At 36.7% G+C, this 15,119-nt stretch carries 9 protein-coding genes; 5 read left to right on the top strand and 4 right to left on the bottom strand.

Translation table 11 applies throughout. The features are described 5' to 3' along the window. Positions 1-7 precede the first annotated feature (7 nt). A complete protein-coding gene (gene nadA, locus Q0486_RS14825) occupies positions 8-997 on the bottom strand; it encodes a quinolinate synthase NadA (RefSeq protein ID WP_299235051.1) in 990 nt (329 codons plus the stop codon). Positions 998-1,472: 475 nt separating this feature from the next. Between nadA and Q0486_RS14820 the strand changes: the two genes are divergently transcribed. Beyond that, positions 1,473-2,018, top strand: a complete 546-nt coding sequence (locus Q0486_RS14820) for an RNA methyltransferase (RefSeq protein WP_154044911.1) — start codon at positions 1,473-1,475, stop codon at positions 2,016-2,018. Positions 2,019-2,092: 74 nt separating this feature from the next. On the opposite strand, the gene Q0486_RS14815 is transcribed toward Q0486_RS14820, so the two are convergent. Then, positions 2,093-2,689, bottom strand: a complete 597-nt coding sequence (locus Q0486_RS14815) for a DUF4294 domain-containing protein (protein WP_299235048.1) — start codon at positions 2,687-2,689, stop codon at positions 2,093-2,095. A 78-nt stretch (positions 2,690-2,767) separates the two neighbouring features. On the opposite strand from Q0486_RS14815, the gene Q0486_RS14810 reads away from it, so the two are divergent. The 3 genes from Q0486_RS14810 (at position 2,768) to Q0486_RS14800 (ending at position 8,591) form a co-directional block, all read left to right on the top strand. Further along, complete coding sequence (locus tag Q0486_RS14810) at positions 2,768-4,816, top strand: helix-hairpin-helix domain-containing protein (RefSeq protein ID WP_299235046.1); 2,049 nt, start codon at positions 2,768-2,770, stop codon at positions 4,814-4,816. Positions 4,817-4,883: 67 nt separating this feature from the next. Further along, positions 4,884-5,663 carry a radical SAM protein gene (locus tag Q0486_RS14805; protein WP_299235044.1) on the top strand — a complete coding sequence of 260 codons (780 nt, stop codon included), beginning with the start codon at positions 4,884-4,886 and terminating at the stop codon, positions 5,661-5,663. 102 nt (positions 5,664-5,765) lie between these two features. After that, a complete protein-coding gene (locus tag Q0486_RS14800; protein ID WP_299235041.1) occupies positions 5,766-8,591 on the top strand; it encodes a beta-glucosidase in 2,826 nt (941 codons plus the stop codon). A gap of 79 nt (positions 8,592-8,670) precedes the next feature. Here the strand turns inward: Q0486_RS14800 and Q0486_RS14795 are convergent, their stop codons facing one another. After that, on the bottom strand, positions 8,671-10,602 hold the full coding sequence (locus tag Q0486_RS14795; RefSeq protein ID WP_299235038.1) for a heparinase II/III family protein: 1,932 nt from the start codon (positions 10,600-10,602) through the stop codon (positions 8,671-8,673). 20 nt (positions 10,603-10,622) lie between these two features. Further along, entirely contained in the window at positions 10,623-10,802 is a 180-nt protein-coding gene (locus Q0486_RS14790; protein ID WP_299235035.1) for a hypothetical protein, read from the bottom strand. Positions 10,803-11,004: 202 nt separating this feature from the next. Here Q0486_RS14790 and Q0486_RS14785 point away from each other — a divergent pair, with 202 nt between their 5' ends. Further along, on the top strand, positions 11,005-15,018 hold the full coding sequence (locus Q0486_RS14785; RefSeq protein WP_299235033.1) for a hybrid sensor histidine kinase/response regulator transcription factor: 4,014 nt from the start codon (positions 11,005-11,007) through the stop codon (positions 15,016-15,018). The last annotated feature ends 101 nt before the right edge of the window (positions 15,019-15,119 follow it).

Below are 15,119 nucleotides of genomic sequence, written 5' to 3'. Positions count from 1 at the left end.
ACAAATTTTACAATCCAAGTTTAGCAGATATGTCAAGCATACGCTTTATAGGCTTTATTGCTTCTTTAGCTATCGCTTCGTCCACCACAACCTCAGGCCATTCGTATTTCAGTGTGTTATAGAGTTTTTCCAGAGTGTTCAGGCGCATGAAGTTACATTCATTGCATGCGCAGGTACTGTCCTCCGGTGGTGCAGGAATGAAGTTCTTATTAGGACATTTGCGTCGCATCTCGAACAGTATTCCGCTTTCAGTAGCTACTATAAAGTCTTTCTTATCACTGTTAATTGCATGTTTCAGCAGTCCTGCAGTAGAACCAATCTTGTCTGCCAGTTTGGCTACCGCTCCCTTACACTCAGGATGTACCAGCACATCGGCATCAGGATACTGCTTTTTAAGCTCTATAATCTTCTCTACAGAGAATTTTTCGTGTACATGGCATGCTCCGTCCCAAAGAAGCATATTTCGGCCTGTAACGGAATTTATGTAGTTTCCAAGGTTCTTGTCCGGACCGAAGATCATTGGCTGGTCGGCAGGGAAGCTTTCCACTATCTGTTTGGCATTGGTAGATGTAACCACAACGTCTGTCACAGCCTTGACTGCCGCACTTGTATTGACGTATGAAATTACGGTGTGGTCAGGGTGCTGCTTAACGAACTCGGCAAATTTGTCGGCAGGACAGCTGTCGGCCAACGAACATCCTGCGTTGAAATCCGGAATGAGAACTTTCTTGTCGGGACACAGTATCTTAGCAGTCTCTCCCATGAAGTGGACACCGCACATCACAATTATTTCAGCATCGGTCTTTGCCGCCCATTGTGCAAGCGCAAGGCTGTCGCCAATGAAATCGGCAATTTCCTGTATTTCGTCCGCCTGGTAGAAGTGCCCCAGTATCACGGCATTCTTTTCCTTGCGGAGCTTGTCTATCTCGGCTTTCAAGTCCAGTGTCTTATCTACGGGTTCATCCACATAACCCTTTTTCAACCATTCTTCTTTCATAACTATAAATATTTTATTTTTTCTTCTTTTTAAAAGAAATCCTATGATGCTATTAATAGGCTGTTGATTGTGTTGGCAAAAATAATACTGTATTTCTTGCTTTTTAAGTTATTAATATAAGTGCTTACTGTATCAATAACGATTCAACAGCGTTAAGTGCTGATAATTCAGTACTTAGTTGGTATATTAACATTTTGTTGATATTGTGCAAAGTTAAAAACTTTCTGTTTATCAACTATTCATTTCTTATTAAAATTGTGTTCAAATTGTTTCGGAAACTTTCCGGTAAGTTTTTTGGATTGTTGGTTTCCAGATTCTTATAAATGTTTGATTCATAAATGCAAGAAATAGTTTTAAAAATCTATTCTCATGTTTTCTACATGTTTTCTACACCTTTTCAACAGATTTCAACAGGGTTATTAATATTGTTTTTATCTTTGCGGACAGTAATTGTAAATAAATAGGTATGTCTGAAATAAGAAAGCTGAAAATAACGGAAATGAACCGTCTGACGGTGGAAGAATTCAAGGAGGCAGACAAGCTTCCTCTGGTTGTGGTACTTGATGAAGTGAGAAGTCTGCACAACATTGGTGCTGTATTCCGTACTTCGGATGCTTTCCTTGTCAACAGGATATATCTTTGCGGAATTACAGCCACTCCTCCTAATGCAGAGATGCACAAGACAGCTTTGGGGGCAGAAAATACAGTTGACTGGAAATATTGTCAGAACACACAAGATGCTGTAAATGAGTTGCATGAGGCTGGATATACAGTATTGTCGATAGAACAGTGCGAAGGTAGTACGATGCTTGGTGATATGGTTCTGGATAGGGACAAGAAATATGCAATAGTAATGGGAAATGAGGTGAAGGGAGTAAAACAGGAGGTTGTTGACATGTGCGACGGATGTATAGAAATACCTCAGTATGGCACAAAACATTCACTGAATGTATCCGTAACTGCCGGAATTGTGTTATGGGAGTTTGCCAACAAGCTTATGGAGTTCAGAAATAACTGTTGATAACATTATTAATAACGTAATTATCCACAATATAAACATTTGTAAATCATGTGTTTATATTGTGGATAAATGTTTTATAGCTGTCCGTTTTCAACAAGGGTAATTATACGTTCCACCATCTCATCTTCGTCTTCCGGTCTGTATTCTTTTTTGAGGCTGGCACCGAACAATGCGGCGAATGTCTGATAGAATCCGGCTTTGAAAGGTCCCATGAAAGCCTTAACCAGTTGGTATGATGATTGGTTACATTCACGGTTTACCAACTTTATCAACAATTTGCCCTGTGAAAATGTCAATTTCTTCATTCTTGGAGTGTATTGCTCTTTTAATCCTTTCTCTACAGCCTTGATATGTTTGTCTTTGGCTTTTTCGTCGGGGAGAGTTTCCAGATATTCGTATGTCTCTATTACAATATTTCTAATTTCCTTGGCTATAGGCAGTGTTTTCTTTACGTCTCTAACCAGGCGATAATAATATCTTTCCTGTTTTTTATTCTTGAATTTCATTTTCGGGTACACATACACATTCCGCAGAGTTATATATGGTATCGTATCTCCTTCATACACACATACTTTTACCATATATCCTTTGTTTTGTGATATGTCTTGTGCCCTTAATCCAGGAAATGTTAAAAAGCACGCAAAAATTAATATGTATATGTATTTACTCATTTACGCAAAAATAGGAATAAAAACGATAATATTGTCGATAAAATTATTAATTTTATTGTTCATAAAATTATAAACAATATGTGGATAAGTAGATTAGTTGTTTATGTTTCAATGAGTTGTGTTTTTATAACTTGTTTATATTCACAATCTGATATTATCGAATGGCAGGAAATGGCAGTCGATGATGAAAATATTGCCACATTGTTTGAACAGTATGAAGAATTGTCCGAAATAGCCGAAAATCCGTTCAATTTTAACACTTTGACTAAAGAACAGCTTGAACAGTTACCTTTCCTGTCTGATAAGATGATAGAGAACATACTTTATTATGTATATAAGTATGGTCCTGTGGTCAGTAAAAACGAATTGCTTGGTGTTGAAGGAATGGATTGGCAGACAAGGAAGTTTCTGGAATACTTCATTTATATAGGGCCTGCTGCTGATGATAAAGATAAATTCAGTATTAAACGTATGATGAAATATAACCGGCAGGAATTAACAACACGTGTTGATATCCCGTTAAATCAGAAAGCAGGATATGCTGATTATCCTGATAATGTGCTTGTTGACAGTCCTAACAAGAAATATTATGGTAGTCCGTTTTATAATAATATCCGTTATAGATTTGAGTATAACAAGCAGGTTTATTTCGGACTGACAGCTGAGAAAGATCTCGGAGAGCCTTTCTTCAGACTCTATAACAGGAAAGGATACGATTTCTACTCTGCTTATATATTTTTGCAGAATGTAAGTCGGTTCAAGTCTGTGGCTTTAGGTAATTATAAGGCATCATTTGGATACGGACTTGTTATGAACATGGGGTTCACTATGGGGAAATATACTTCTTCTTCCTCATTGAGGCGCACAGGGCAGGGTATATCAAAATATACTTCTACAGGTGAATATAATTACCTTCAGGGAATTGCCGCTACTTATAAGTTGTCAAAAAGATGGGAGGCGACACTTTTTTATTCGTTCAGAAACATGGATGCACGTGTTGAAAACCAGTTTATAAGATCGTTGAAAACTGATGGATATCATAGGTTATATAAGGATATTGAAAAGAGAAATACTATATATAACCACGTGGTTGGCAGTAACTTAACATATAATGGAAAAAATGTTGAATATGGATTAACAGCTGTTTATAACTGTTTTGATAAAGTGTTGAATCCTGATTATCAGCCTTACAATCATTATTATCCCCGAGGAAAGGATTTTTTCAATGCCGGGGCATTCTATAAATTTTTTCTGAACAAATTTATGATTTCCGGAGAGACGGCAGTTGACAAATGTGGAGCAATCGCAACAATAAATTCTTTATGTTATTCACCGACTGTTGATACAGATATAACACTTATCAACAGGTATTATGATAAGAAATATCAGAGTCTCTATGCTAATTCTTTTGGTGAGAATTCACGAATACAGAATGAGGCCTGTATTTATTTAGGACTGGAAACCAGTGCTATACGTAGAACAAAGTTATTATGTTATGTTGATTACTTCTATTTTCCATGGAAAAGATATCGTGTGGATATGTCAGGTACATCCGGGATAGAGGGAGTATGTCAGTTGAGTTATTCACATAGCAATTCACTGTCTATGTTAATAAAGTACAGTGTAAAAAACAAGGCTCAGAACTATACTGCTGACGATGGTGGAAAATATGTTTTGCCGTATATACGCCATAGAGCAAGATATCAGGTGAATTATTCACTGAATGATAATAACTCTGTTAAAGTTCTTGCCGATTATACCAATACTGGATATTGGGGACAGGGAACAACAAATGGTTTTCTGCTTTCTGCTTCGGCAAATTTAGGTTATGACTCGTTTCCAGTGAAAGCATCCGTAAGCGGTGCATGGTTTTCAACAGATGATTATAATTCTCGTGTATATCTTTACGAACCTGGATTACTTTATGCTTTCTCTATGTCTTCGTTTTATGGAAAAGGAACAAGAGCAGCTTTGAAATTACAGTATAATTATAGGAAATTTCTAATGTTTCAGGCTAAATTCGGATGGACACACTATATAGATAGGAATACCATCAGTTCGGGTACAGAAGAAATACAGGGAAATAACAAGGCAGATATACAGTTTCAGTTGAGAATAAAATGGTAACCGTATGTTGATAACGTACTGATATTTTCCTTATTTTTGCCAATAACTTAAAAACTTAAAACATAATATGTCAACAATAATATATCCTTCTCCTATTTTCGGACCGATACACAGTCGTCGTCTTGGAGTGTCATTGGGAATAAATCTTCTGCCGTCAGACGGTAAGTTCTGTTCTTTTGACTGCATATATTGCGAGTGCGGTTATAATAAGGATCATCGTCCGAAAAAGAAACTTCCAACACGTGAAGAGGTAAAAGTAGCTCTTGAATCAAAGCTTATTGACATGAAGGCAAACGGACCGTTTCCTGATGTATTGACATTTGCCGGAAATGGTGAACCTACTGCTCATCCGCATTTTGCGGAAATCATAGACGATACGATTGAACTTAGAAACAAGTATTTCCCACAGGCTAAGGTAAGTGTATTGAGTAATTCAACATTTATTCATAAGCCGGAAGTATTCAATGCTTTGATGAAAGTTGACAATAATATCCTGAAACTTGATACGGTGAATATTGATTATATAAACACTGTTGATAAACCTGTTGGAAACTATGACTTGAATCATATAATAGACTGTATAAAAGCATTTAACGGTCAGTTAATAATCCAGACTATGTTTCTTAAAGGAACTACAGACGAAGGTGTGGATGTTGACAATACGCATGATGATTACGTACTACCGTGGCTTGAAACGGTAAAACAGATTGCTCCACGTCAAGTCATGATTTATACCATAGACCGTGAGACTCCGGATACTCATCTGCAAAAGGCTACTCATGAGGAATTGGACAGAATATTACATCTTCTGGAAGATGCAGGAATAAAGGCTAGTGCTTCGTATTGATTTACGAAGCACTTTTTTTGTGAATATGGTTTATATAATTGGCGTATAATCTATTATTAATTATCTTTGTGCAAAGTACAAACCTTATTCAAAACCATTTATATGAAATTATTAATCACATTATCACTTTTAGCTCTTGGTGGAACATTGGTTTCCGCTCAAAAAATTCCTTCCGTTTATAAGCCTGTAAAAAAGGAAATATACCATAAAGGATGGATAGATTTCAACAAGAATGGTGTAAAGGATGTTTATGAAGATCCTTCTGCGCCACTTGACAGTCGTATTGAAGACCTTCTGAGCCAGATGACCATGGAAGAGAAAACATGTCAGATGGTAACTCTTTATGGTTACAAACGTGTACTAAAAGATGACCTTCCTACTCCAGAATGGAAAAATTCATTGTGGAAAGATGGTATAGGTGCCATAGATGAACATCTTAATGGCTTTCAGCAGTGGGGACTTCCTCCATCGGACAATCCTAACGTATGGCCGGCATCACGTCACGCATGGGCTTTGAACGAGGTACAACGGTTCTTTGTAGAAGAAACCAGACTTGGTATTCCTGTTGATTTCACTAACGAAGGTATCCGTGGAGTGGAGAGTTATCGTGCTACTAACTTCCCTACCCAACTCGGTATCGGACACACATGGAACAGAAATCTTGTGCGCCGTATAGGAGAAATAACCGGATATGAGGCACGCATGTTGGGATATACCAATGTTTATGCACCTATTCTTGATGTAGGTCGTGACCAGCGTTGGGGACGATACGAAGAGGTTTATGGTGAGTCACCGTATCTTGTTGCCGAACTAGGTATAGAGATGGTGAAAGGAATGCAAAAAGACTATCAGGTGGCAGCAACAGCAAAGCACTTTGTAGCTTACAGCAATAACAAGGGAGCACGTGAAGGTATGGCGCGAGTTGACCCTCAGATGCCGCCGCGTGAAGTAGAGATGATACATGTATATCCTTTCAAGAGAGTGATTCAGGAAACTGGTTTGCTTGGTGTTATGAGCTCATATAATGATTACGACGGTATTCCGGTTCAAGGCAGTTATTATTGGCTCACAGAGCGTTTGCGTGGAGAAATGGGATTCCGTGGATATGTAGTTTCGGACAGTGATGCTGTGGAATATCTGTATACCAAACACGGGACTGCAAAAGATATGAAAGAGGCCGTGCGTCAGAGTGTTGAGGCTGGACTAAATGTCAGATGTACTTTCCGTTCTCCTGAATCGTATGTAAAACCATTAAGAGAACTTGTAAAAGAAGGAGGTATTAGCGAAGAGACTATCAATAGCAGAGTACGTGATATATTAAGAGTAAAATTCCTCGTTGGATTGTTCGATTCGCCTTACCAGATGCAATTGGCAGAAGCTGACAAGGTTGTTGAAAACCCTGAACATGAAGCTCTGGCTCTTCAGGCATCTCGCGAAAGTATTGTACTTCTGAAGAACGATAATAATACTCTTCCTTTGGATATAAATAAAGTGAAGACTATATCTGTTTGTGGTCCTAATGCAAACGAAGAAGGTTATGCATTGACACACTATGGTCCTCTTGCAGTGGATGTTACTACAGTACTTGAGGGTATAAAGGATAAAGTTTCAGGAAAGGCCGAAGTGCTTTACACTAAAGGTTGCGACCTTGTTGACGCAAACTGGCCTGAGAGTGAAATCATAGACTATCCGCTTACTGCAGACGAGAAAAAGGAAATTGACATAGCTGTTGAAAACGCATTGAAATCTGATGTTGCTGTAGTTGTTTTGGGAGGAGGACAGCGTACATGCGGAGAGAACAAATCGCGTACAAGTCTTGAACTTCCGGGACGTCAGTTGCAGTTACTTCAGGCTGTTCAAGCTACAGGAAAACCAGTTGTTCTTGTTTTGATAAACGGTCGTCCGCTATCTGTGAACTGGGCTGACAAGTTTGTTCCTGCAATCCTTGAAGCATGGTATCCTGGTTCAAAAGGTGGAACAGCAGTTGCTGATATATTGTTTGGCGATTATAATCCGGGTGGAAAGCTCACAGTAACATTCCCTAAAACTGTAGGACAGATACCGTTTAATTTCCCTGCAAAGCCTGCTTCGCAGGTTGATGGAGGAAAAAATCCAGGTCTCAAAGGAAATATGTCACGCATCAATGGTCCGCTTTATCCATTCGGTTATGGTTTAAGTTATACTACTTTCGAATATTCTGATATACAGATAAGCCCTAAGGTTATCACTCCAAAAGAGACTGCAACAGTAACTCTGAAAGTAAAAAACACCGGAAACATGGCAGGAGATGAGGTAGTACAGTTATATACACGAGATGTAGTGAGCAGTGTCACAACGTACGAAAAGAATCTTGCCGGTTTCGAACGTGTTCATTTGCAGCCGGGAGAAACAAAAGAAGTGAAATTTACTATCGACAGAAAGCATCTTGAACTTCTTGATGCAGATATGAAGTGGGTGGTAGAACCAGGAGAGTTTGTAGTAATGGCAGGAGCGTCATCCGAGGATATCAGACAGTCTGTAGTGCTTAATGTAGAGGATTATCATACACGTAATGCACGTTTGGAAGCCGAGAAATCAGAAAAACCGGTATCGGCAAGCACAAATCCGGAAGATGTGATGAAAGTTTTGGATGGTGACAACACCACTTACTGGCAAGGAAACAAGGGTGATTATCTGACATTTGCACTGAAAGGAAATCCTAAGGTGGATGAAGTGTCGATAACTTTCGTGCGTGAGAATAATCTTCCTTCAACATTCGAAATACAGCTTTCAGGTGGTGGAGGACAGTTCTTAACAGTTTATAATGGAACAGTAACCGAATATGGTAAACCGATAACTTATACATTTAAGGGAACAACAGCCAGCGACCTGAGAATATTGCTTAACGATGACCGTGTGGGAGTGGCTGAAGTAAATATCGTAAGATAATAATAATCAAATAAATAGCTGTTTAAACAGTATTTGAACACTGTTTAAACAGCTATTATTATATATAGTCATTAGCGTATCAATCGGCTTTACTCACTGTAACTTGTGTCTTTCCTGTAATAGAAGGCTTTATTATATTTAATCTGATACGATAAATATGTGTCATTTTCCAGTTTGATGTCAAATTCTTGTCATTGAGAGGAATAGTTTCTACAGTAGGCTTGAATACATCGTTATCAAATTTCATTTTTAGTGTGAAATCTGAATGTTTTAATAACAAACATCCATCCTTCACTTCCGGAGTACATACAGTCATGAAATTCAATATCTGCTGTGAGTTATCATTCAGTTTTTCTAATTTCCACTGGTCAGAAACTATAAATTCACGATTGCGTTTAAGAGTATAAGAACGGATCCAACTGGAAACTCCGGCTTCTTTAGGATATGCAGAAGCTATATCGGCACTGAAAAAAACATTCCTACCTTTGTCTGAAAATCTTACATCTTTTGCACGATATTGTTTTCCATCATGTTGGTCTACACCATTTATTGTAGGAAGATTGTGATATCCTGACTGCATAGTCCATATTGAATAACGTTCGCTGCTAAATGTTTTCTTGGTATAAACTCCCACTCCAACATCTATCAAAACAGGCTTTCCATTAAAATACAACATACAACTACCTACGTCATTATGATTGTGAGGTACTCCATTATTGCTTCCATGTGCAGCAAAATAGAAACCTTTGTCAGATTGGCGTGAGTCTCTTGCTACTGCTAGTTGACTGTCTTCAAAATAATATGAGAGTTCTTCAATAGAAGCGCCTTCACCATCCAGAATTTCTTGGGCATCCAATACATCATCCAGCAATCTGGCAAACAAGCTACCTGTGTGTAATTTGTTTTTCCAGTCATTATTACGTGCGAAATCGGAAGCAAATCCCATTAACTGTCTGTCGTTTATTCTTTTGCCATACAAATATACTGCTCCTGGACTTACAAAACATCTGGCAGCTGCATCTGAAAAGTTCACAAAATACTGGTCGTTTATATTTACTCTGCGTATATAGCTACCTATATTCTTTATTTTCTCATTCGAGAATATATTTACTTTACCTCCGGTTGCTCTATCCAGCAAATCAAGAAACTTTATCAGATTAGCTCCTGCATGGCCGAAATAAGATGGTCCTTCCTCGCATGCACCGTCTGGATTTTGTACATCAATATAATAATCAACAGAACGCATTAGCTGGAAAATATATTTTGCTTTGTCAGAAGGATTATTTTCCAGTAACAACACAGCTTGCAGCATGTTATAATTGATCCAGATATTCCAGTTGTTTACTTCTCTTCCTGTAAATCCCATCCACCAATAATCAGTGCGCGCGTAATAAGGATTTATCAATCGTTCATAAACTGTATTTTTTATTCTTTTGGCTATTAGAGGGCTGACTTTATCCAATTCCTCATGTAAAAAATAATATATCCAGGCCATTTGAGCTCCTATATCTGCAACTACAAGTTCTACTGTAGGTTCTTCAGGATCGGGAAGTCCGGACTGATCTTTCTGGAAATAGGCATGAGCAGAATGTACCCATGAAACTTCACACAGAAACCATGCACCATTTATAATGGCGTCTATGAAACGTCCTTTACCTTCCACCAATTCTGCTAAAAGAAGAGTATTAAGTGTCATCTGGTTTTTCCTGCCGGTCAGAATTTGTCCATTACGTTTATAAGCCAGATAGTCTGTCGCAAGATCAGGCTTCCATTGATATGACAAGGCCTTTTCACCTTCCTTGATAATGTTCTCGCGAATATCGGAAGGAATACGTCTGTCCCATTCCGAGCGGTCCTTATAAGAAGGATAATTTATCCACTGTTCAGTTGGCAGTAATGCTGTTTTCAGCTGTTCAATAGTGAGGCTGTTTTCCAGTAAGTTAGTTTCTTTCGCATTAATTCCGAAAGAATAACATAAAATACAAATAATTGAAAAGATAATTTTTTTCATATATTAGTCATAAAATTAAGTTATAGTATTTTTCCCACAGTTTTGTCAAATGCTTTTCCACAGTCTTTACAGACATATTCCCAGTGTTCCGTTCTTGGAGGAGACGCAGATAGCATGGTAATCCCTTCATTTTCAGGTGTACCTTTTATCACTCTTGTCTGAAATAATTTATAACATGTTATCAGTTTTACGGTTCTCATATAAGATTCAAGATTATTGTTCTTTACAAAGATATATAAAAACATATATTTTACTTTCGGTATAAAAGGAGATTTTTACATTTCTAATACAAATTCTTTCTCAAAAACTATTACTTAGACAATAAATTTCTATAACTTTAAACTCTGTGAGTGTATTATATAAAGTATGTTGATTAGAAAAAGTTTAGATTATATTCTTACTATGATTAGGAAAGTGTATTTGATTGTATTTATATTCCTTGCAATTGTGTCACTTAAACTGAATGCACAATATTTTCATAATCTTGATGTCAATAACGGTTTGTCCCAGCCTTCGGTTATGGCAATAGGTCAAGATACATTAGGAAGAATGTGGTTTGGAACGAGAGAGGGGTTGAATGTATATGATGGTGGTAGAATAACATCATATAAAGGCGAAGTGGATAATGGTGAAAATGGAAAGTTATGGATAGGTAATAGTGTGTCATATATAGTATCGGATAATCTTTCTGATAGAAGCAAGATATTTTTTATTTCAGATTTCTTCTTATATTCTTATGATGTGGAGTCGGACTTGTTCAGCAGGATTGATGCTGAAGGAGATGTGACAGCAATTACGGAATATGAAGGGAATATTCTATTTGCACAAAAAAATAATCTTTTCTTATATAATCCTCTGAGTAAAAAGAAATCAATCTTTAAGATTTTACCGGAGGATACACATATCAATGTGATTGATATAAATAAGGAAAATATGTATATAGGAACAACCAATGGCGTAATAATATCACCTGTTAAAGCTGTTTGGGAGGAACAATGTATTCTTGATGGAGAAGATATATATAGAATTTTTGAAGATTCGAGACATGATTTTTGGATTGGAACCAGAATGAAAGGACTTTATAGATTAAGTAATGATAATCTGGAGAAGGTTCCGTTGTGTCCGAATGGAGTAAACGGAATCATTGATCCTCAGATTCGTGAATTTGTGGAAGATGACGATGGGAATGTATGGTTTGGAACTTTTATGGGACTTCAGAAATATGATGCAAAAAATAAAATCTATTCTGCGGTGAATATTCCTCAATATGTAGGTGGATTGAATCATCCGTCAATATTTTCTCTTTATAAAGACCGCCAGGGAACAATATGGGCTGGCAGTTATTTTGGAGGAGTAAACTATTTTAATCCAACAAAAAACAGCGTAATACATTATGATTATCAGGCAAAAGAATTGTCAGGTCTATATTATTCCTATATAGGCGAAATGGTAATTGATAAAAACGACAATTTGTGGATAAGTACAGATGGTGGTGGAATAAGCTGTATAGATAGAAATTGGAAAATAGTAAAACAGTTTACTTCGCAATCATCCTCGCATGGAATTCCTCATAATAATATTAAGAGTCTGTGTTATGATGAGTCCAATAATATGCTTTATATAGGTACACATCTTGGTGGTCTGTCACGATATGATATCAATAAAGGTGTATTTTATAATTATATGACTGACAATAAATCATCATTGGATAATCCTGGTGAGATTATACATCACATAGAAAACTGGAAAAATGGAATAGTCATTTCTTCAAGAGAAGGAATTTTTTTTCTTGATACAAAACAGAATGTATTTAAAAAATATCCTGATTTTTTTGAAGAAACTTTGACTTTTGATATTGATGAGAATGATGTTTTTTATGCTACAAAAGGAAATGACATAATGGCTATATCCTTGAACGAACCTTATAACCGGCAAATAATAGAACTTCATATTCAGGGAGAAATATCACATATATTGTCTGCACAGAACCGACTATACATTTCTACGCTCGGAAGCGGTTTACTGGTATATGACATATCAACAAAAAGACTTGAAACTTATACTAAGGATAATAGTAATCTTCCTAGTAATTATTGCTATGTGTCACAGTTAACATCTAATGGGAAACTAATGATTACTGGTGATAAAGGGATAACTATGTTTGATACAACCGGAAAAACATTTTCCACTATAAAACAGAATTATTTGAAAGCACCTATTATATGGGGATGCGGAATTTGTGTTGCACCCAATAATGTCATTTATGTAGGAGATACGAAAGGTATTACACGAGTTGAGGAATCGGACTTTCTGACTCCAATGCAACAGCAGCAACCGATATATTTTTCCGGTATTTACGTGAATAACAATCTTATTCATCCTTCGGAGAATGGAGGTATATTAAGCAAGATATTGGCTTTTACTCACGAGTTAAAATTGTCTGCATCGGAAAATAATCTTATAATTGAGTTTGCAAGTTCCGATTATATTGATAGGCATGTACAGCAGATTTATGAATATAAACTTGAGGGATTCGATGATGCCTGGACTTCCACGGCAGTTCCCTTTGTTCGTTATACAAATCTTACTCCTGGAAAGTATGTATTGTGTGTACGTACTGGAGGTGAAAATGGAAAGAATGTAGCCAGACTTGATATCAATATTCAATCTCCATGGTATAATACCTGGTATGCATGGGTATTATATTTGATTACATTTACGAGTATAACGTGGTTAATTGTACGCTATAAGAATGAGAAGAAGAATCTTGCGTATTCACTTGAGAAAGAAAGATTTGAAAAACATCATATCGAACAGTTGAATCATGAGAAACTTGTATTCTTTACGAATGTCAGCCATGAATTCCGTACCCCATTAACACTGATAATAAGTCATATAGATACTTTATTGCAGATTCCTAATCTACAACCGGTTGTTTATAACAAGGTATTGAAATTAAAACAGAACGCGCAATACATGTATAGTCTGATATCTGACCTGTTGGATTTCAGGAAGTTTACACAGAATAAATATACATTACATTTGGTGCAAAGGGATATTTGCTCTTTCGTAAAGGATATATTTTCTGTTTTTAGTGATTTTGCCGGACGTAAAGGATTAAAGTATGAATTCCATTCGGAAGTAGAGAATTTATTGTGTTGGTTTGATTCAAGTTTATTGGAAAAGGTTTTTTTCAATTTGCTTTCGAATGCACTTAAGTACACAGAAGAAGGGTGTGTGGAAATAAACATCACATCGTCTGGAGATAGTGTGGATATTTCCATACGTGATACAGGAAAAGGTATATCTGCCGAAGATTCTACGCGTATTTTCGAACGTTTTTACCAGATTGAAGACAAGAATGATGATTACACATCAACAGGTACTGGTATAGGACTAGCATTTACAAAAAGTATTGTTGAAAAACATCATGGTAAAATCTTGTTGGACAGTAAATTAGGTGAAGGTAGTATATTTACGGTGAGACTTCCATTAGGTGATTCAGAATATGTAAATGACCCGCACGTGCACTTTATAGAGGAGAATAGGGAAAACCTGGGTGAAATAAAGAATTATGTTGATATGGAGGTTGATACTGAGATAAGCAGACCTGATGATAATTCACTTCTGGAAGAAAATAATGAAGAGAAAAAATATAGTGTACTGATTGTAGAAGACAATGCTGAGTTGCTTAAGGTTCTTGATAATCTGTTTTCTCCATTTTATTTTGTTATAACAGCTGTCAATGGCAAAGAGGGATTGGATAAGGCTAACGAATATAAACCGGATCTTATCGTTTCAGATATAATGATGCCGGAGATGTCGGGCACAGAGATGTGTATGAGAATAAAGAATAATATTGATTTATGTCATATTCCAGTTATACTTCTTACTGCATTAAACACTGTAGAACAGAATATTGAGGGACTTAACAGAGGGGCCGACGATTATATATCGAAGCCGTTTAATTCAAATATCCTTCTAGCTAGAGCCAATAGTCTTGTTAGGAACAGATTGTTGATTCATAATCAGATACGTAAGAAACCGATAACTGAAGTAGATCTTACAAGTATAAATTTACTTGATCAGGATATTCTTAAAAGGACTTCCGAAGCAATTGAGGCACATATAGATGATACGGAATTCGACGTTCCGGAATTATGTAAGGAGATAGGTATCGGACGTTCGGTTCTTTACTCAAAATTTAAGGCTTTGACTGGTATGACACCAAATAATTTCATATTGAATTACAGATTGAAGTATGCTGCCGCAATGCTTCTTAAATATCCGGATTTGCCTGTAGCTGAAATAGGTGATAAATGTGGTTTCAGTTCGCCGGTTTATTTCAGCAGATGTTTCAAAAATCAGTATGGAGTTACTCCACAAGTTTATCGGAAAAATTCGACAAATAACTAAAAATAAAAAAAGCGCCTATTAAGGCGCTTTTTTTATTTAATATGCTATTACCATCCAGGATTCTGTCCGGCTGCAAGATCAGGATTCTTTTCACATTCTGA

Source organism: uncultured Bacteroides sp. (assembly GCF_937912035.1).
Taxonomy (GTDB): domain Bacteria; phylum Bacteroidota; class Bacteroidia; order Bacteroidales; family Bacteroidaceae; genus Phocaeicola.
This window is presented reverse-complemented; position numbering and strand designations above follow the sequence as displayed.

Excerpts from the sequence above, each read along its gene's own strand:
- nadA (WP_299235051.1), bottom strand. The coding sequence starts at position 997 with ATGAAAGAAGAATGGTTGAAAAAGGGTTATGTGGATGAACCCGTAGAT.
- Q0486_RS14815 (WP_299235048.1), bottom strand. The coding sequence starts at position 2,689 with ATGAGTAAATACATATACATATTAATTTTTGCGTGCTTTTTAACATTT.
- Q0486_RS14810 (WP_299235046.1), top strand. The coding sequence starts at position 2,768 with ATGTGGATAAGTAGATTAGTTGTTTATGTTTCAATGAGTTGTGTTTTT.
- Q0486_RS14805 (WP_299235044.1), top strand. The coding sequence starts at position 4,884 with ATGTCAACAATAATATATCCTTCTCCTATTTTCGGACCGATACACAGT.
- Q0486_RS14800 (WP_299235041.1), top strand. The coding sequence starts at position 5,766 with ATGAAATTATTAATCACATTATCACTTTTAGCTCTTGGTGGAACATTG.
- Q0486_RS14795 (WP_299235038.1), bottom strand. The coding sequence starts at position 10,602 with ATGAAAAAAATTATCTTTTCAATTATTTGTATTTTATGTTATTCTTTC.
- Q0486_RS14790 (WP_299235035.1), bottom strand. The coding sequence starts at position 10,802 with ATGAGAACCGTAAAACTGATAACATGTTATAAATTATTTCAGACAAGA.
- Q0486_RS14785 (WP_299235033.1), top strand. The coding sequence starts at position 11,005 with ATGATTAGGAAAGTGTATTTGATTGTATTTATATTCCTTGCAATTGTG.